Below are 16,188 nucleotides of genomic sequence, written 5' to 3' on the forward strand. Positions count from 1 at the left end.
CTCAGGCCTTGTTAAATAAGGGGTGCAGGGTGCTGTGCTTGCCGTCAAACACCTCGTGGCCTTCATCGATCTGCACCGTAATGCCCAAGGGTTTGCTGGTTAACACCGCCGCCAGATAAGTGCCGGCGGTGGCCTTGAGGGCCTCGCCCATTTGTTGGTGCACCACCGGGCTGCGGCCCTTGGCCATGCGCAGGTTCATGTACACAAAACCGTAGTCGCCCTTGCCGTCGGCCACAGCACTGTGCGCAGCCGGGTAGGCCAGCACCCGGGTGCCTCCGGTGGGGAAGACTTGTTTGCCGCTCTCGTCGCGCTGGGCGAGCATGGTGTCGCACAAACTGCGGCACAAGCCTGACATATCGGCCTCACGGTCGAGATTCGCGGTGTACAAAACAACCAAGTGCGGCATGGCAGGGTTTTCCAAAATTTAGAGTCAAATCGGCCTCTGGCCCAAGTTCTAAGTGCGCGAGTAGCTATCAAAACAGGAGCGAATTATCCACCGGCCGGCGCAGCCTCTTCCGCCAAATGTTGTAACGCGAGGTGCGCTGGTGTGTCCAGGTGCGGGGGGAGCTGGTGCTTGGCCTGCAGGTAGTGGTGGGTGTAGACCTCCAGCCAGGCCTCCAGCGCCTGGGCGGCACGGGTCTCGCCGGCCAGCTCTAGGCACAGGGCCCCCACTTCACTGGTGCAAAAGTGGTCTTCTCTGCGGCTGCGGCGCAACTTGTAGCGTGAGATCTGCTCGGGCTGCAAGCTGAGCACCGGGAAGCGGTCGAGGTAAGGGCTCTTGCGGAACATCTTGCGCGCTTCCGGCCAGGTGGCATCGAGCAAGATGAACAGGGGCCGCTTGGCAGACCCGGCGTCTGCCCCCTCCGGCACCAAGGCCGGCGGTGGCAAGGTGTTCATCACCCGCCCCGGCGTCACAAACTCGCCGGGGAACACCACCACCGGCAGCCACTGCGGGTCGGCCAGCAGGGCTAGCAAGGCGGGGTCGACCTCGGTGCGCGCCCAGCCGAAGGCATAGGTGTCGGTCACCACATCAGCAATCAGCCAACCCGTGTTGCTGGGTTTGAGGGGCTCAATATCCGCCATGATCAAGCACACGCCGGCGCGTGCCTGCACTTGGGGCTGCAGTGCGCAAATGCAGTGCGCCGGGTTGATGCGGCAGCCCGGGCACCTTTCACCTTTCATGCCGCCGCGCGCCAGAAACGGCTTGCTGCTGCGGGCCAGGCGTGCAGCGCGCAGGCGCGATACCGCGTGGGGCTCTGCGGGAACCGGCTTATGCATGGGGTTCCCATCCGTTCATGCGAGTTTGCACCGTCTGCAAGACCGCATACAAAGACGCGGCCTCCGTCTCGCCCAGCCCGCCAAACAGGTCTTCGGCCAGTGTGGCCTCGAGGGCCAGAAACCAGGCACTTTTTTGTGTACCTTCCGGCGTCAGGCTCAGGCGCCACACCCGGCGGTCCCGCTCATCGGGGGTGCGCACCAGCAGTTGCCGGTCTTCCAGCTCACGGATCAGGCGGGCCATCTGGCCCTTGTCCCGCCCCATGGACTGCACCAACTGTTGCTGCGTAGCCCCGGGGCTACGCTGGCACAGGCACAGCGCGTGCAAATGCAGCGGGCCCAGGCCCTGCTCAACGTCGGCTGCGAGCATGCGGGCCTTGAGGATTTGCTGGGCATGGCCCGAGGCCGTCATGAAGGCCACAAACGTGGCGACTGTCAGCGAGGTCTCGGCGGGGGCAGGCGTTGGTGGCGTGGAAGTTGGTGTGGTCGGCATGGCGCTATATGGTTGACTTTATCAACCAATATTTCTACAATGTTGATATTGTCAACTATTAACGTCCCCATGACTACTTCTGCTTTCCGCAAAATTCCACCGCCCGTTTTCATCTTGCCCACCATCGCCTTGCTGCTCAGCGCCTTCATGACCTGGGCCAATGCCGCAGCCGGTGCCCCGTTTGCAGCGCTGTGGGCGCGCAACTTTGCCACCTGCCTGGTGATGCTTCCGCTGATTTTGCTGGGCATCGCCCAGCTCGAGAAATTGGTCGCCGTGGTGGCACCCACGCTGGGTCCGTTCTGGGGCAAGGTGGTGGTGTCGCTGCTGAGCTCATTGGCCATCGAAAGCCTGTTGGCGCTGGTCATCTCGCTGATCAACAGCCCGTGGGACGCCACCTTGCCGCTCTACTGGTGGAAGGCTTTCAGCCGCTCGCTGCCTATCGGGTTGCTGATCGGGTTTTTCATGGGTTTCTATATGAAACCCAAGCTCGACGCCATGCGCCGCGCACGCCAGACTTGAGTCGCCAGCGTCCGCCATGTTTTGCATGCCTCTCCGACATAATGTGTCCGATGGCAAATTCGCGACCTTGGCGTATCTCGAGTGGCTACTTGTTTCTGGTAGCGCTACTTTTATTGGCCTTTGCGCTGGGCTATCTGGTGGTGCGCAACACGGTGCAAAAAACCGTAGACCACCAGGCGCTGTCGATAGCGCAAGTGGTTGCCAGCCAGGCCGCTACCGCCCGCACGGTGTACTCCCGCGAAATTGCCGAAAAGCTGCGCCGTGATGGCTCGGGCCCCAGTGAAAACTTTCTCACCATGCCGGGCCATGTGCCCATTCCGGCGCAGTTCTTGAAGCAAATGGCGCAAGCCGCCAGCCAGAACACCGACAACCTGTTTGCCTACCGCCCCGTCAGCAAATGGAACCTGGACCCCGGCCAAGGCCTTAACGACGACTTTCTGCGCTGGGCCTGGCCACAGCTCGAAACCCAAGAAAAATCGGCCCCGCCTGATTTGGTGCAATGGCGTGTCATCAGCCGTATCGACGAGCAAGACGGTATCCGGGTGCTGCGCTACCTCAAGGCCGACCCCGCCTCCGACATGTCGTGCGTGGCATGCCACAACGCCTACGAAAAGCGCCCCGACATCCTGGCCCGCCGTACTGCGGAAGGCATCACCCCCGGCAAGCAATGGAAGCAAAACGAGCTCTTGGGCGCGCTCTACGTCACGGTGCCGCTGGACAAGGCAGAGCGGGTCGCCAAAAGCTACGTCACTGACGCCACCTTCTTTTTCGGCCTGATTCTGGTCGCTTCGGTGATCGCCATGATGGCCTACAAAACCCGCACCGAGCGGGAGCTGCGCCACGCCAAGCGCGCCGCCGAGCAGGCCAACAATGCCAAAAGCGAGTTCCTGGCCAACATGAGCCACGAGATCCGCACCCCGATGATCGGGGTCATCGGCATGACCGAGCTCGCGCTCGACACCGACCTCTCCCCCCAGCAGCGCGACTACCTGACCACTGTCAAAGGCTCGGCGCAGACCCTGATGGTCATCCTGAACGACCTGCTCGATTTCTCCAAGATCGAAGCCGGCAAACTGCACATCGAGCACATCGATTTCTCAGTGCTGGAGACCCTCAACGACATCTTGCGACCCCTCATCCCGCGGGCTGAAGCCAAGAACATCGCGCTCGAATACCTCTGGCCCACCAACTTGCCCACCGTCCTGCGTGGCGACCCCGGCCGTATCCGCCAAGTGTTGAGCAATCTGGTGGACAACGCCATCAAGTTCACCTCGGAGGGGCAGGTCCGCGTCACGCTCCGCTCCACCCGTTTGCCCAATGGCACGGTTGAGCTGCAGTTTGCGGTGAGCGACACCGGCATCGGCATGTCGGCAGCCACCCAGAAACACATTTTTGAGTCCTTCAGCCAGGCCGATGCGTCTACCACCCGTGGCTTTGGCGGCACCGGACTGGGCTTGAGCATCTGCAAAAACCTGGTCGAGCTCATGGGCGGCGGCATCTGGGTCGAGAGCGCGCCTTCCATGGGCAGCACCTTCTATTTCACGGTGCCGCTGCAGCCGGCCCAGCAGGGCCCGGCGGTGGTTTACACCCCTGAAGTGTCTGCACCACCCCTGCCAAGCACCCCCGCAAACACAGAGCCTGCACTTCCGGGGGCACCCTGCCGCATCCTGCTGGTAGAAGACCACCCGATCAACCAAAAACTGGCCATCACCCTCTTGAGCAAGTGGGGCTACGAGGTGGTGCTTGCCGAGAACGGGCAAGAGGGGTTGGACCTGTTCAAGGGGGGCCACTGGGATCTGGTCTTGATGGACGTCCAAATGCCCGTCATGGGCGGCCTCGAGGCGACCCGCGCCATGCGCGCGTGGGAGCGCCAGGAGCAGCGGCCCCGCACCCCCATCATCGCCATGACCGCCAACGCGATGGACCGCGACCGCGCCGACTGCCTCGAAGCCGGCATGGACGAGCACCTCGCCAAGCCCTACAAGGTCGAAATGCTGCGCATCCTGCTTGCGCGTTTCTTACTCCGCTCCGAATAACCTGCACCCGCGCTCGGCTACGGTGCCGCGGTAAAAATGCTGCATCGTTTTTTACACAGCAGGAGCAGCAATGGGAACCATGGTTGAATTTCAGCGGCCCGACGGCAAAGCCGTGCAGGGCTATCTGGCCGTACCGGCCCACGCATCCAATGCCCCGGCCATCGTGGTCATCCAGGAGTGGTGGGGCCTGAACGACCAGATCCGCGGTGTGGCCGACCGGCTGGCCCTAGCGGGTTTTCAGGCGCTGGTGCCGGACCTGTACCGTGGCAAATCCACCGTTGAGGCCGAAGAAGCCCACCACCTCATGACCGCGCTCGATTTTGGCGATGCCGCCGGCCAAGACATCACCGGTGCGGTGCAGTTCATGAAAACCCGAGCCCCCAAAGTCGGTCTCACCGGCTTCTGCATGGGCGGTGCGCTCACGCTCCTGGGCGTGACCCAGTCACCGGATATTGATGCGGCTGTGGTCTGGTACGGCTGCCCGCCGCTCGACTACATCGACGCCAGCAAAATCAAAGCGCCATTGCAAGGCCACTGGGCCACCCAAGACCAGTTCTTTGCTATCGACACCGTAGACGGGCTCGAGGCCAAGCTCACCGCAGCGAGTGTGGGCTTTGACTTTCACCGCTATCTCGCCCACCACGCTTTTGCCAACGAAACCGCTGTGGGTCCTAGTCGCACACCCGCCACCCAGTTCGACCCGGTCTGGGCCCAGCAGGCGTGGGACCGCACATTGCACTTCTTCGGCAAACACTTGGGCTAAATCCTCAGCCGAAGCGCTGTATGCGTCAGAGCCCCAGTTGGATGGCCTTGTCCTTGGCGAACTTGGCCGCTTGCGGGCTCACAGAGCCCAAGCACACATAGACCGCAAAGTCTGCACCCAGCGCTTCTTTCTGGGCCACCAAGGCTTCGAGCGGCTCCACCCCGTGGGTGGCCGCTTTGTAGCGTTTGGCAGCGACCAAGGTGACCTGTCCTGCCTTTTCCAAACGGAAGTCGGCCGCACTCCCCGAGGCGTTGGCCCCTAAACGCGTCACGCTATATCCCTGCTTAACGAATTTGGCGTTTAACTCTGCAGAAAACTCTCGCCACGACAAGCCTGCCAAGCGCGCTGTCTCGGCCTCTACGGCTGCCGCAGACGGGGTGTTCCATTGCCGCTTGAGTGCCATTGCCGCAATCACCAGGAACGGGAACGTGCCGATGATGCCGAACACGACCAAGTCCTTGGGCATCAGAGCGGCGCACATCGCGCTGATGACGCCTGCAATCAAAACGCTGTACCACCACGGGTTGCGCAGCAAGATCGCAAACAGTGAGTTGGGAGCCATTTTGTATTTCATCGGGGCATTCTTCGGAAATGGAAACCCGCGATTAAACCGCATCGCGTAGAGACATCATGCGGGCTGCAGTCTCTGTGGGCTTCTGGACTGCTTGGTATCGGCTATCGCGGCCCCCAGCGCGGGGAGACTGCTGCGCTGCCCTTAGCCGCCGGCCATGCGCAGCCGGCGTGCGGCGTCTTCGGCGCGGGCGTCATCAATCTCGCGCAGCACCGCCAGCATGTCCACATCGGCATATTGGCGCTCGTAGCGGCCGGTGAGCGGGGTGTCGTTGGTCAACATGCCGGCCTGGTACAGGCTCCAGATCTCGGGGCCGTATTCGGTGGATAGCAGCTCGGGCGCAAACTGCCCGAAAAAATCCCGCAGGTTGCCCACATCGCGCATCAGCATGCGCTGGGCGTGGTTGTTGCCCGCCGCGTCCACCGCCTGTGGCAGATCAATGATGACCGGCACATCCACCCCGCCCGCTTCCACTCCGGTGTTCGCCAGCAAGATGTTGAACTCCGACAAATCCCCGTGCACCACCCCTGCGCACAACATGCGTACCACCTCGCCGATCAGCGTGGCGTGGTGGGTGAGGGCTTGTTCGGGGGTAAATGCCACGTCGCTCAGGCGTGGCGCGGCGTCGCCATGGGCGTCGGTCACCAGCTCCATGAGGAGCACACCATCGTGAAAGTTATAGGGTTGCGGCACCCGCACACCCGCTGCAGCCAGGCGGTAGAGCGCGTCTACCTCGGCGCTTTGCCAAGCGGCTTCTTGTTCCTGGCGGCCAAACTTGCTGCCCTTGGCCATGGCCCGGGCAGAGCGTGAGTTTTTGACCCTGCGGTTCTCGGTGTAGTCCACCGCTTGGCGGAAGCTGCGGTGGGTGGCCTCTTTGTAAATCTTGGCGCACAAGGTGTGCTCACCATTGCGCACCACAAACACCATGGCCTCTTTGCCGCTCATGAGCTGGCGTACCACCGTGTCGATGAGGCCTTCTTCCATGAGGGACTGGAGGCGGGGGGAGCTTTCATCTACCGATTGTGACCGCCCCCGCCAAGCCCGCCTGAACCGTGCGGGCTGAAAGGCGCTTTAGCGCGAGGGCAGCGACCAGCCGGCCTGCTGGTTGTTCTTGTCGTTTTCGTAATCCCAGGTGCTGGCGCAGCGGTCGCAGCGCCAGCGGGTGATGGTCACCGGCTTGCCGCCGCGCTCTTCTTTCCAGTTTTGGGTTTGCACCAGCTCGGCGTGGCCGGGCGCACGGCGCCAGTTGCGTTGGATGCCGCGGCAGGGTTCGCAGAGTGCGGCTTCGCGGGCTTCGGCCGCGGCTTTGTATTTGTCAGTCATGCGCCCGATTGTCGCTGGCCTTGCGCCGGGTGCCAATGACAGCGGACTGCACTGCGTGAGAAATCTATGCAGTTAAACGCCTAAGCACATGATTTAAATAGGTTTTATGGTAAATAAATCTATTCATATAATCATTCATGCCTGTCGCCAGCGACCTTTCCCACACCATCGTGCAAGCCTTGCGTCGCCAAGGCGGGGCGCTCAGCAGCGCCGAGCTGCAAGCGGTGTTGCGGGTGAGCCAGCCCACGGTGTCGCGCGCACTCGCGCCGCTGATCCAGTCGGGCGAGGTGCAAAAAGTGGGTGCCGCCCGCAAGCAACGCTATGTGCTGCCCCGCACCGTGCGCGATGTCGGCCGCAGTGTGCCGGTCATGCGCATCAACGCCCACGGCCAGCCCAGCCCCTTTGGCCGCATGGTGCCGCTCGCCAGTGGCGCCGTGTGGGTGGATGAAAAAGACGGCCTCAGTGCCCGCTTTGATGGCCTGCCCTGGTTTCTGGACGACATGCGACCCCAAGGCTTTATCGGCCGCAATTTCTCGGGCATGTTGGCCAGCACCCACCCCGAGCTGCAACTCGGCAACGACCCCCGCTTTTGGAGCGATGACGACGTCTTGCGCGCCCTCGCCCTGTGTGGCGACGACCTGCCCGGCAACCTCGTGGTGGGTGAAGTGGCGTTTGCCCGCTTCCACACCCTGCCGCAACGCGCCAGCCGAGTGGCATCGCCTGCGGACTACCCGGCCTTGGCCGAAGCCGCCATGCAAGGCAGCATCGGCGGCTCATCTGCTGGCGGTGAGCAGCCCAAGTTCTGCACGATCGTGCAGGGCGATGCAGGCCAATCCGGTGGTACACCGGGCGACGGTGCCCGCCATGTGCTGGTCAAGTTTTCACCCGCAGGCGATGCCCCTACCGACCAGCGCACCCGCGATCTGCTGGTGTGCGAGCACCTGGCTTTGCAAACCCTGGCCAGCGCAGGCATTGCTGCTGCGGCCAGCCGCATCAGCACTGCGGCGGGCCGGGTGTTTCTCGAGGTCGAGCGCTTTGACCGCACGCCCCTCGGCCCCGCCAACCCGCTGGGGCTGGGCCGCATCGGCATGGTGTCGCTGATGGTGTACGACGCCGAATACGTCGGCGCCATGGACAACTGGGGCGCCACGGCCAACCGCATGCAAGAGCGCCAGCTGCTGCGCCCCGCCGACGCGCGCACCCTGCGCCTGCTCGAGGCCTTTGGCGTCTTGATTGCCAACACCGATCGGCACTACGGCAACATCTCTTTGCTGCTCGAAGACGACGACTGGGTCTTGGCCCCCGCCTACGACATGCTCCCCATGCTCTACGCCCCGGTGGGTGGTGAGCTGGTGCCCCGCAATCTGGCCGACCGCCCCTTGCAGCCCACCGCCGCCATCCTGGCCGAATGGCCGCAAGCCCTGGCGCTGGCCCGCAGCTTTTGGAGTGCTGCCGCGCAAGACGCCCGCATCTCGGGCGGCTTCAGGGCCATTTGCGCCGGCAATCTGGAGAACATCAGCCGCTAGAGGGGCTCGCCGCCGCGCTAGCATCTACCAAAAAAGGGAGCGCGATGGACAAAGCCGACTTCATACATCTGGTGCGCCTGAACGAGCACGCGAGCGCAGAAAACAGTGGCGCCTACCGCCGCAGCTTGGCCCGGTTTGCGGCGCTGGGCTACTTGTGGGTGGTGGTGTGCTTTGTCTTGGCCATCGTGCTGCTGGTCATGTCGGGCAAAGCGCTGTTGCAGGGGCCGGTCAAAGGATATTGGGTCATGCTGCTGCTCTCCGGGGTGGGCTTGCTTTGGAGCAGCGTGCGCGCACTGTGGCTGCGCCTAGAGGCGCCCGAAGGCAGTCCGCTCGCCCCGGCCGACGCCCCCTTGCTATTCGAGGCTCTGGAGTGTATCCGCAAAAAAACCCAGGGCCCACCCATCCACCATGTGCTGCTCGATTCCAGCTTCAACGCCAGCATCAGCCAGCTGCCCCGCTTCGGTTTGCTGGGCGGCGCCACCAACTACCTGACCATCGGCCTGCCCCTGCTGCTCGCGCTGGACCGGCCGCGGTTTCTGGCGGTCATGGCGCACGAATACGGCCACCTGCGCGGCGGCCACGGGCAGTTTGCTGCCTGGATTTACCGCACCCGCATGAGCTGGACCAAGCTTTACGAGAGCATGGAAGAAGACGCAGGCCTCATGGCCCACGCCACCCAGACCTTTCTGCACTGGTACTTTCCGCGGTTCATGGCCAAAACCTTTGCGCTGGCCCGGCAAGACGAGTACGAGGCCGATCGCATCGCCTGCAAGCTGTTAGGGCGCGATGTGGCCGGCGCCGCCCTGGCCGAAATCGCCGTCAAAGGCGCGTGGCTCGGCCGCGAGTTCTGGCCTTTGCACTGGGCATCGGCAGGGCGCAGCCTCCAGCCCATGGGGCCGTTTTCGGCCATGCGGGTGCTGCTCACCCAACCGGTGCGCGACGACTTTGCCCGCGACGCGCTGCGCCAATCCCTCAAGGAAATGAGCAACCTCGACGACACCCACCCCGTGCTGCGCGACCGGCTCGAGGCCATGGGCGCGCGCAAAGAGCTGCCCCAGTGGTCGGCCAAACCGGCTATCGACCTGCTGGGCGCAAGCGCCAACACTTGGCTCCAGCGCATGGACCAGCAATGGTGCCGCGACAACGCCTCCGACTGGAAGCTCCACCACGCCTATTTGCGCCGGGTCGAAGAGCGGGTGCAAACCCTGCAAGCCAGCCTCTTGCGCAACAACGCTGATGAGCTCACCCAGCTCGGCGACCTGAAGCGCCGGCTCGATGCCTCCGCCGATGTGCGCGACTGCTATGTCCGTGCCCTGCAGTTGGCACCCAACCACCCGGGGGCCCTGCGCGGCATGGTGCGCACGCTGCCCGACACCGATGTGGCCGGCCGCCTCGACGGGCTCAACCGCTTGGTCGAGGTCCACGCCGCCAGCACCTGGTGGGCGGCCAGCACCGCGGTGCAGATGCTGGAGCCGCTGGTAGCCGCAGGCCAGCCCTATGACCCGCTGCTCAAGCAATGGCGCGCCCGCCTCAAACAAGCCGACGAGGCCGAGCGGCGCGCCTGGAACGAGATGGTCGACACCCGGTATTTCCAGTCCATCACCCGCCACGACCTCAACGACTTTGAGACCGGCGAACTGCAGGCCGATCTGGCGCGCTGCAAGCCCCTGCGCCGCGCTTGGCTGGTGCGCAAAAACCTCCAAGAGTTTGCCTACCGCCGCTGCTACATCCTGTTTGTGGAGCTGCCCGGCCTGCCCGATGGCGAGCGCTATGCGCTGTGCCGCAGCCTCGAGCGCTCGCTGGACTTGCCCGGCCCGGTGCTGGTGCTGTGGGCCGGCACCGACCCGACGCTGCAAGACATCCAGAAAAACACCTTCGATGTCACGTTTGCACGCTCGGTGGCATAGTTTTAATTTGCTCCGCGCGGAGCACTTTGCCTGTGCTATGCTCCGGTCCATGTTGTGCACTTTTTGCCTGAACCCCCACCGCGCTTTGGCGCGTGCCCTGCCGGGCGAGGCCGTGCGCAGCATTACCACCATTACCACCACGGCCACCTGAGTCGTGCAGGTGGCCGTTCCGGCTGCCACCTGGTGTACCTCCCGCAGAGCGAACCGGCCCCGGCAGCCGGGCCCGCAACTGTTCCGGAAGACACCTTATGTACCAAGACCACTTCTCCCTCTCAGCCAGCAGCCCGGCCGGCACCGCACCGCCTGCTGCGCCCGCCCCCTTGCGCGTAGGCCTGCTCGGGTTGGGCACCGTGGGCAGCGGCACCTATGCGGTGCTCGAGCGTAACGCGGCCTTGATTGCCGCCCGCGCCGGCCGCCGGATCGAGGTGCGCATGGTGGCAGTGCGCAACTTGGCGCGGGCCCGCACCGTGCTGGGCGAGCAGCCGGGCACCCCGCTGCTGACCGACGACCCGCAGGCCCTGGTCTGCAGCCCCGAGGTCGATGTGGTGGTCGAGGTCATGGGCGGCACCGGGCTGGCCCGCAGCTTGGTGCTGCAAGCCATTGCCCATGGCAAACACGTGGTCACCGCCAACAAGGCTTTGCTCGCCGAGCACGGCGCCGAGATTTTTGCCGCTGCCCAAGCCCGTGGCGTGGTGGTGGCCTACGAGGGTGCGGTGGCGGTCAGCATCCCGATCATCAAGGCGCTGCGCGAGGGCCTGACCGCCAACCGCATCGAGTGGGTGGCCGGCATCATCAACGGCACCACCAACTTCATCCTCTCCGCCATGCGCGAGCGCGGCCTGAGCTTCGCCACGGCACTGGCCGAGGCCCAAGCCCTGGGCTACGCCGAGGCCGACCCCGCCTTTGATGTGCAGGGCACCGATGCCGCGCACAAGCTCAGCCTGCTGGCGGCCAACGCCTTCGGCACGTTGCCGCAATACCCGCAAGTGCAGGTGCAAGGCATTACCGCGGTAGACGCAGCTGATGTCGCCTTTGCCGAGCAACTGGGCTACCGCCTCAAGCTGCTGGGCATTGCCAAGCGTCATGGCACTGGGCTGGAGCTGCGGGTGCACCCCACCTTGCTGCCTGAGAGCCATTTGCTCGCGCAGGTGCATGGCAGCATGAATGCCGTCATGGTCAAGAGCGATGCGGCGGGCATTACCTTGTATTACGGCGCCGGCGCTGGGGCCGAGCAAACCGGCTCGGCGGTGATTGCCGACCTCGTAGACCTGGCCCGCAGTGCCAGCCTGTCGCCGGCGCAGCGGGTGCCTGCACTCGGCTTTGCCAGCGGAGTGCAGCCCGGCCTGCCGGTCGTGGGCGCAGACGATGTGGAGAGCGCCTTTTATGTCCGCCTGGACCTGAGCCGCCCGGACGCTACCGTGCCCCGTGTGTTGCAGCAGCTGGCCGCTGACGGCGTGCAGGTGCAGCGCATGGCACAGCACCCCCACCCCAGTGACCCCGAGTTGCGCTGCCTGGTGCTGCTAACCGCCCCGCTGGCCTTGCGCACCTTGCGCCCCGCCTTGCAAGCGGTAGAGGCCTGGCCCACCGTGCTGGGCTATGCCAGTGTGCTGCGAGTGGAGAGCTTGGTCTGAGTGAGTGTTTAAGTGTCAAACAGGCCGCTAAAGCAGGTAATGATTGGGCCAGCAACTATTAAAAAAATAGCATGATCAACACCGCAAGAAATGTCTGCTCGGCGCTTTTAGACTGCCGCTTATGTTTAACCTCCAAGGCCAGCGCTCCATGTCCAATACGTCAACCCCGCCCGCAATCGCGCATCACTTTGTGGTGCAGCCCGATGCCATCACCGTCGTTGGCATAGAGCTGCGCACTTCCAATCTGGAGGCTATGCAAACCATTCCACCGCATTGGCAGCGCTTCGGGCAAGAAGGCGTGTTGGATCGCATCTCCGGCCGGGTGGATCGTGATGTACTGGCGGTGTACACCCACTTTGCCCACGCCGGGCGCGACAACACCGGCTTGTATTCGTTGGTGATCGGCGCGCAGGTAGCGCCTGATGCGCCGGTGCCTGCGGGCATGGTGCGGGTGGTGGTGCCCGCGTCTCGGCGTGCGGTATTTCCGGTACTGCCCGCGCACTTGGACAGGGTGGGCCCGGTCTGGGGCGCTGTGTGGGCGCAGACCACGCTGCCCAAGACCTTTGTAGCCGAATACGAGCGCTATGGTGCGCAAGGCGATATCAGTATCTCCATCGGTTTGGCACATTAAGGCAATGACCGACTACCGGGAGCGCCTGAGCCGGGTCCAAGCTTATATCCACGACCACCTCGATCAGCCGCTGGACCTCGCACGCCTTGCCGAGGTGGCGCACCTTTCGCCTTACCACTGGCACCGCGTGTACCACGCGCTATATGGCGAGACCATTGCCGCCACCGTGCGCCGCCTGCGCTTGCACCGGGCGACGGGCTTTCTGGCGCACACCGCCCTGCCGGTGGAGCACATCGCACGCAAGTGCGGCTACCCCAATGTGCAGTCATTCACACGGGCCTTTGGTGCGGTGTATGGCACCAGCCCATCTCGCTATCGCGCCGAGGGCAGTCACACCGTGTTCAGCCAAGGGCTGGCAGAACCGGTGGCCGCGGGCTACACCGTAGAGCTCCGGCTTGTACCTGAAATACGACTAGGCGGCGTGGCCCACCGTGGCTCCTACATGCGCATGGGGAAAGCCTTTGCACAGACCCACGCCGCCATGGCCGCGCAAGGGCTGATGCAGCCTGACACCCGCTGGATGGCCGTGTATTACGACGACCCCTACGCCGTGCCCGAAGCACAGCTGCACAGCTGTGCAGGCCTTAGTCTGCCACCGGGCTATGTCGGGGAACTGGCGGCACCGCTAGAGCCCCTGACCCTGGGCGGCAGCCTGTGCGCCGTCATGCGCTATCGCGGTCCCTACGCCAGCATTCGCGTGGCCTATCGCTGGCTGTATGGGCAATGGCTGGTGCAAGCCGGCCACGAGGCCGCCGATCTGCCCGTGTTTGAGGACTACCTCAACAACCCGCGCGACACAGCACCTGCCGACCTGCTCACCGACATCTACTTGCCGCTGCGCGGCTGAGGGCGTGCGCCCACCACCTTAGCCAGCTGCCCAACGAGCTTGGGCAGCTGCTCCACCGGCACCTGCGCGTAGCCCAGCAAAAAGCCGCGCCAGGGCTGCACGCGCTGGCTCACGGCTTGAGGCTGAGGGCAGTAGCTACTATTCGCTGCTGGCGCAGTTGTTGCGGAGTGAGTCCTTTTTTCGCCTTCTTAAATCCTCGGGCGCGAGGCTGATGCGACCAAGGCCACAAATCTGGCTGCTATCTCGCCGCTTCCGCAGCAATGTGTCCAGCAAGGGACGCTACGAATGGGCGCAGCCCTGTCATGGTTGAAAGCTCGACATAGGCACCATCTGCCACGGCCGCGCGTGGCGTGGCGATGACTGAAGCAGACGAGTAGAGCTGTTCCTTGGCAAGCTTCTGGCAAAGAAGGTCGTAGCGTTTTAGATAGGACGCACCGACGAAATCAGGAAATACCGGGAAGTGAGGCGACTTGTCCTTGATCGGCTTACGCGACGCCGGGGCAGCTGCGAGCCCTTGCCAAGTTATGGACAGAACTGGGGTAACTACCCCTTAATCGGGGGCTGCTCCCAACCGGGCACATTCACCGCGTAGCGTGTGGCCTTGCCCACGCCCTCAACCCGCAGCAGACCACGGATCAGTAAGTCGGCCAGGTCGCGCGTGGCGGTGGCTTTGGAGGTGCCGGTGATCTTGGCGTATTTGTCGGTGGTCATGCCGCCCAAAAAGCCGCCACCAGAGCCCACATGTCCGGCTTCCAGCAGTCGCTCCAGTACCTTGCGTTGGCGTTCATTGGTTTGGCACTGCGCCGCCCTTTGCCGGAACTGGGCTTTGTTGGTCGCATCCCGCACCACTGCCTGGCTGGCTATGCACGCTTGGCCGAAAGACTCCACGAACCACAGCACCCACGCTGTCACGTCCAAGGTGCGGGCCTCGGGTGCAATGCCTCGTAAGCGTTGTGCACGATTGAGCGCGTCGTAATACCCCGCACGGGTCTTGAGCATCTGGTGCGCCATGCCATACACCTGCACCAGCGCCGGGTTGGCTTGGGTGTCTCGCGCGTGCATGTCTTGCGCGAGCGCCATGTCTGCCAAAGCGCGGCCCAGCCGGCCATTGCCATCTTCAAACGGGTGGATGGACTCAAACCACAAATGCACCAGCGCCGCTCGCACAATGCCATTCATCGCAGCGGCACCTGCAGCAGGGCGCGTGTGTTCAAACCATGCCAACAGCCGGTCCATTTCTGATGCAACTTGCACTGAGGCGGGCGCCTCGTAGTGCACCACCTCACGCCCCAACGCCCCGCTGACGATTTGCATGGCGTCTAGGTGCTCGCGCAGGCGGCCCACGGCAATCCGCGTAATGCCCGACGTACCCCCCGGAAACAGCGCCGACTGCCAGCGGCACAGCCGGTCCAGGTCCAGCGCCGCGTGGTGGTTGGCGAGTGCGTCGCCCATCACTTGCACCAATCCTTCCACCGACCTGTCCGCACCTGGCGCATCTGCCAGACTGAGCCGGTGCGCGACCGACGAGCGCAGGGATTCGAGGTTGAGCTGCTCACCTTCAATGGCAGCCGTGGCCAGTGCCTCTTGCACCCACAGCTCTCGCTGGACCGCGTTGGCCTCATCCAGCCCAATGGCGCCCAGTAGCCCCAACAAGCGACCCTGTTCCAGCCGCGCCTGGTCTAGCGCAGACGCAAGCGCCGTTGAATCAAAGGTGAGCTGCGGCCACGCAGGGTGCTGCCAGATGTAGCGGGGGCGAGGTGTTTGGGCAGTCATGAGGCGTATTTTGATAGATACGGCTCATAAAGTGATGCGTATTTTTGCAATTACACCTTAGGCGGGCGAAACAGTGCGCAGATTTTGTTGCCGTCCGGGTCGCGCAGGTAGGCCAGATACAGCTGGCCCGAGGCTGCGGTGCGCCAGCCGGGTGGGTCTTCGCAAGTGGTGCCGCCGTTGGCTACACCGGCTGCGTGAAACGCATCGGCCTGCTCGGTGCTGCTCATGGCAAAGCCGATGGTGCTGCCGTTGCCGGCAGTCGCCGGCTCGCCATTGATGGGGGTGGTAATGCCAAACAGGCCCGTGGCCGTGCGGTAAAAGTAGCGCCCGGCCTCGCCGTTGTGGTTGTGCACACCGGGCTTGATGCCTAGGGTGCCCAAGAGCGCGTCGTAAAACTTGCGCGAGGCTTCAAGATCGTTAACACCGAGGATTACGTGACTGAACATGGGAGTCTCCTTTGTTGTGTGCCATGGCCGAGCAGAGTTCTACCAGAAAGCCCCGCACCCGACCGCACCTGCGGGACTGCCCCCCGGCACCAGCCCGGAATGGTTCAGCCCGCAGAGCGCTTTTTTGCGGCAATGAAATACAGCAGCGGCCCGAACGAACCCACCAGCAGGCAGAACACCGCCCACGGCAAAAACGGTCGGCCGTTGGCTTGCGCATCGCGCCTGATAAACACCAGCAGCAAACACATGGCGATCACCAAGTCGGCATAAATCTGCCAGCTCGCCGGGTCGCGTGTGTAAAACGCCAGCCACGCCAACAGCCCGCCGTAGTGCAGCAGCGTGTAGCCGGTCAGGGCACCAAAAACAATGAGTACGAAGATCAACACAGCCTTGTTCATGAGATTTCCTTGTGAGAAGTGGCGCCAGCAAACAGCGCTGACGGGGCCA

General features: G+C 63.7%; 19 protein-coding genes. 8 read left to right on the forward strand and 11 right to left on the reverse strand.

From position 1 onward, the window contains the following. Position 1 precedes the first annotated feature (1 nt). From RAE19_RS09990 to RAE19_RS10000, 3 genes are all read right to left on the reverse strand, one after another. Positions 2–406 (reverse strand): 5-carboxymethyl-2-hydroxymuconate isomerase, encoded by a 405-nt coding sequence (locus RAE19_RS09990; RefSeq protein ID WP_313874746.1) that lies wholly within the window; start codon positions 404–406, stop codon positions 2–4. An 83-nt stretch (positions 407–489) separates the two neighbouring features. Further along, positions 490–1,278, reverse strand: a complete 789-nt coding sequence (locus tag RAE19_RS09995) for a tRNA-uridine aminocarboxypropyltransferase (protein WP_313874747.1) — start codon at positions 1,276–1,278, stop codon at positions 490–492. Then, on the reverse strand, positions 1,271–1,768 hold the full coding sequence (locus RAE19_RS10000) for a MarR family winged helix-turn-helix transcriptional regulator (RefSeq protein ID WP_313874748.1): 498 nt from the start codon (positions 1,766–1,768) through the stop codon (positions 1,271–1,273). Before RAE19_RS10000 ends, RAE19_RS09995 begins: the two co-directional genes overlap by 8 nt. A gap of 69 nt (positions 1,769–1,837) precedes the next feature. Between RAE19_RS10000 and RAE19_RS10005 the strand changes: the two genes are divergently transcribed. The 3 genes from RAE19_RS10005 to RAE19_RS10015 all read left to right on the forward strand — a co-directional run bounded on the left by RAE19_RS10005 (position 1,838) and on the right by RAE19_RS10015 (position 5,086). Next, positions 1,838–2,287 carry a DUF2798 domain-containing protein gene (locus tag RAE19_RS10005; protein ID WP_313874749.1) on the forward strand — a complete coding sequence of 150 codons (450 nt, stop codon included), beginning with the start codon at positions 1,838–1,840 and terminating at the stop codon, positions 2,285–2,287. A gap of 50 nt (positions 2,288–2,337) precedes the next feature. Continuing rightward, positions 2,338–4,323 (forward strand): ATP-binding protein, encoded by a 1,986-nt coding sequence (locus RAE19_RS10010; protein ID WP_313874750.1) that lies wholly within the window; start codon positions 2,338–2,340, stop codon positions 4,321–4,323. Positions 4,324–4,393: 70 nt separating this feature from the next. Continuing rightward, the gene (locus RAE19_RS10015; RefSeq protein WP_313874751.1) at positions 4,394–5,086 is read left to right on the forward strand and encodes a dienelactone hydrolase family protein; all 693 of its coding nucleotides are present in this window, start codon (positions 4,394–4,396) and stop codon (positions 5,084–5,086) included. 25 nt (positions 5,087–5,111) lie between these two features. On the opposite strand, the gene RAE19_RS10020 is transcribed toward RAE19_RS10015, so the two are convergent. From RAE19_RS10020 to RAE19_RS10030, 3 genes are all read right to left on the reverse strand, one after another. Beyond that, a complete protein-coding gene (locus RAE19_RS10020; RefSeq protein ID WP_313874752.1) occupies positions 5,112–5,660 on the reverse strand; it encodes a restriction endonuclease in 549 nt (182 codons plus the stop codon). 141 nt (positions 5,661–5,801) lie between these two features. After that, positions 5,802–6,641: a PA4780 family RIO1-like protein kinase gene (locus RAE19_RS10025; protein ID WP_430962526.1), complete on the reverse strand. Its 840-nt coding sequence runs from the start codon at positions 6,639–6,641 to the stop codon at positions 5,802–5,804. 87 nt (positions 6,642–6,728) lie between these two features. Beyond that, a complete protein-coding gene (locus RAE19_RS10030) occupies positions 6,729–6,980 on the reverse strand; it encodes a hypothetical protein (protein WP_313874753.1) in 252 nt (83 codons plus the stop codon). Between the two features lie 137 nt (positions 6,981–7,117). Between RAE19_RS10030 and yjjJ the strand changes: the two genes are divergently transcribed. The 5 genes from yjjJ (at position 7,118) to RAE19_RS10055 (ending at position 13,522) form a co-directional block, all read left to right on the forward strand. Beyond that, entirely contained in the window at positions 7,118–8,506 is a 1,389-nt protein-coding gene (yjjJ, locus tag RAE19_RS10035; protein ID WP_313874754.1) for a type II toxin-antitoxin system HipA family toxin YjjJ, read from the forward strand. A gap of 44 nt (positions 8,507–8,550) precedes the next feature. Then, positions 8,551–10,413, forward strand: a complete 1,863-nt coding sequence (locus tag RAE19_RS10040; RefSeq protein ID WP_313874755.1) for a M48 family metallopeptidase — start codon at positions 8,551–8,553, stop codon at positions 10,411–10,413. Between the two features lie 248 nt (positions 10,414–10,661). Beyond that, a complete protein-coding gene (locus RAE19_RS10045; protein ID WP_313874756.1) occupies positions 10,662–12,044 on the forward strand; it encodes a homoserine dehydrogenase in 1,383 nt (460 codons plus the stop codon). Between the two features lie 121 nt (positions 12,045–12,165). Beyond that, positions 12,166–12,675 carry a GyrI-like domain-containing protein gene (locus tag RAE19_RS10050; protein WP_313874757.1) on the forward strand — a complete coding sequence of 170 codons (510 nt, stop codon included), beginning with the start codon at positions 12,166–12,168 and terminating at the stop codon, positions 12,673–12,675. A gap of 4 nt (positions 12,676–12,679) precedes the next feature. Continuing rightward, positions 12,680–13,522: an AraC family transcriptional regulator gene (locus RAE19_RS10055; protein WP_313874758.1), complete on the forward strand. Its 843-nt coding sequence runs from the start codon at positions 12,680–12,682 to the stop codon at positions 13,520–13,522. On the opposite strand, the gene RAE19_RS10060 is transcribed toward RAE19_RS10055, so the two are convergent. From RAE19_RS10060 to RAE19_RS10080, 5 genes are all read right to left on the reverse strand, one after another. After that, positions 13,501–13,635 carry a hypothetical protein gene (locus tag RAE19_RS10060; RefSeq protein WP_313874759.1) on the reverse strand — a complete coding sequence of 45 codons (135 nt, stop codon included), beginning with the start codon at positions 13,633–13,635 and terminating at the stop codon, positions 13,501–13,503. The genes RAE19_RS10055 and RAE19_RS10060 overlap by 22 nt on opposite strands. A gap of 125 nt (positions 13,636–13,760) precedes the next feature. Next, positions 13,761–14,054, reverse strand: coding sequence for a PaeR7I family type II restriction endonuclease (locus tag RAE19_RS10065; protein WP_313876216.1), 294 nt, complete (start codon positions 14,052–14,054; stop codon positions 13,761–13,763). Between the two features lie 11 nt (positions 14,055–14,065). Next, entirely contained in the window at positions 14,066–15,295 is a 1,230-nt protein-coding gene (locus RAE19_RS10070; RefSeq protein WP_313874760.1) for a Fic family protein, read from the reverse strand. Positions 15,296–15,345: 50 nt separating this feature from the next. Beyond that, on the reverse strand, positions 15,346–15,741 hold the full coding sequence (locus tag RAE19_RS10075; RefSeq protein ID WP_313874761.1) for a VOC family protein: 396 nt from the start codon (positions 15,739–15,741) through the stop codon (positions 15,346–15,348). A gap of 104 nt (positions 15,742–15,845) precedes the next feature. Further along, positions 15,846–16,139 (reverse strand): DUF2834 domain-containing protein, encoded by a 294-nt coding sequence (locus tag RAE19_RS10080; RefSeq protein ID WP_313874762.1) that lies wholly within the window; start codon positions 16,137–16,139, stop codon positions 15,846–15,848. Positions 16,140–16,188: the final 49 nt, after the last annotated feature.

It is taken from the genome of Rhodoferax potami (assembly GCF_032193805.1).
Lineage (GTDB): Bacteria > Pseudomonadota > Gammaproteobacteria > Burkholderiales > Burkholderiaceae_C > Allorhodoferax > Allorhodoferax potami_A.

Bases quoted from the DNA above. Each gene is read 5' to 3' on its own strand.
- RAE19_RS10020 (WP_313874752.1), bottom strand. From the start codon at position 5,660: ATGAAATACAAAATGGCTCCCAACTCACTGTTTGCGATCTTGCTGCGC.
- RAE19_RS10040 (WP_313874755.1), top strand. From the start codon at position 8,551: ATGGACAAAGCCGACTTCATACATCTGGTGCGCCTGAACGAGCACGCG.
- RAE19_RS10025 (WP_430962526.1), bottom strand. From the start codon at position 6,641: ATGGAAGAAGGCCTCATCGACACGGTGGTACGCCAGCTCATGAGCGGC.
- RAE19_RS10075 (WP_313874761.1), bottom strand. From the start codon at position 15,741: ATGTTCAGTCACGTAATCCTCGGTGTTAACGATCTTGAAGCCTCGCGC.
- RAE19_RS10045 (WP_313874756.1), top strand. From the start codon at position 10,662: ATGTACCAAGACCACTTCTCCCTCTCAGCCAGCAGCCCGGCCGGCACC.
- RAE19_RS10015 (WP_313874751.1), top strand. From the start codon at position 4,394: ATGGGAACCATGGTTGAATTTCAGCGGCCCGACGGCAAAGCCGTGCAG.
- RAE19_RS10070 (WP_313874760.1), bottom strand. From the start codon at position 15,295: ATGACTGCCCAAACACCTCGCCCCCGCTACATCTGGCAGCACCCTGCG.
- RAE19_RS10050 (WP_313874757.1), top strand. From the start codon at position 12,166: ATGTTTAACCTCCAAGGCCAGCGCTCCATGTCCAATACGTCAACCCCG.
- RAE19_RS10055 (WP_313874758.1), top strand. From the start codon at position 12,680: ATGACCGACTACCGGGAGCGCCTGAGCCGGGTCCAAGCTTATATCCAC.
- RAE19_RS10010 (WP_313874750.1), top strand. From the start codon at position 2,338: ATGGCAAATTCGCGACCTTGGCGTATCTCGAGTGGCTACTTGTTTCTG.
- RAE19_RS10000 (WP_313874748.1), bottom strand. From the start codon at position 1,768: ATGCCGACCACACCAACTTCCACGCCACCAACGCCTGCCCCCGCCGAG.
- RAE19_RS09995 (WP_313874747.1), bottom strand. From the start codon at position 1,278: ATGCATAAGCCGGTTCCCGCAGAGCCCCACGCGGTATCGCGCCTGCGC.
- RAE19_RS09990 (WP_313874746.1), bottom strand. From the start codon at position 406: ATGCCGCACTTGGTTGTTTTGTACACCGCGAATCTCGACCGTGAGGCC.
- yjjJ (WP_313874754.1), top strand. From the start codon at position 7,118: ATGCCTGTCGCCAGCGACCTTTCCCACACCATCGTGCAAGCCTTGCGT.
- RAE19_RS10080 (WP_313874762.1), bottom strand. From the start codon at position 16,139: ATGAACAAGGCTGTGTTGATCTTCGTACTCATTGTTTTTGGTGCCCTG.
- RAE19_RS10030 (WP_313874753.1), bottom strand. From the start codon at position 6,980: ATGACTGACAAATACAAAGCCGCGGCCGAAGCCCGCGAAGCCGCACTC.
- RAE19_RS10005 (WP_313874749.1), top strand. From the start codon at position 1,838: ATGACTACTTCTGCTTTCCGCAAAATTCCACCGCCCGTTTTCATCTTG.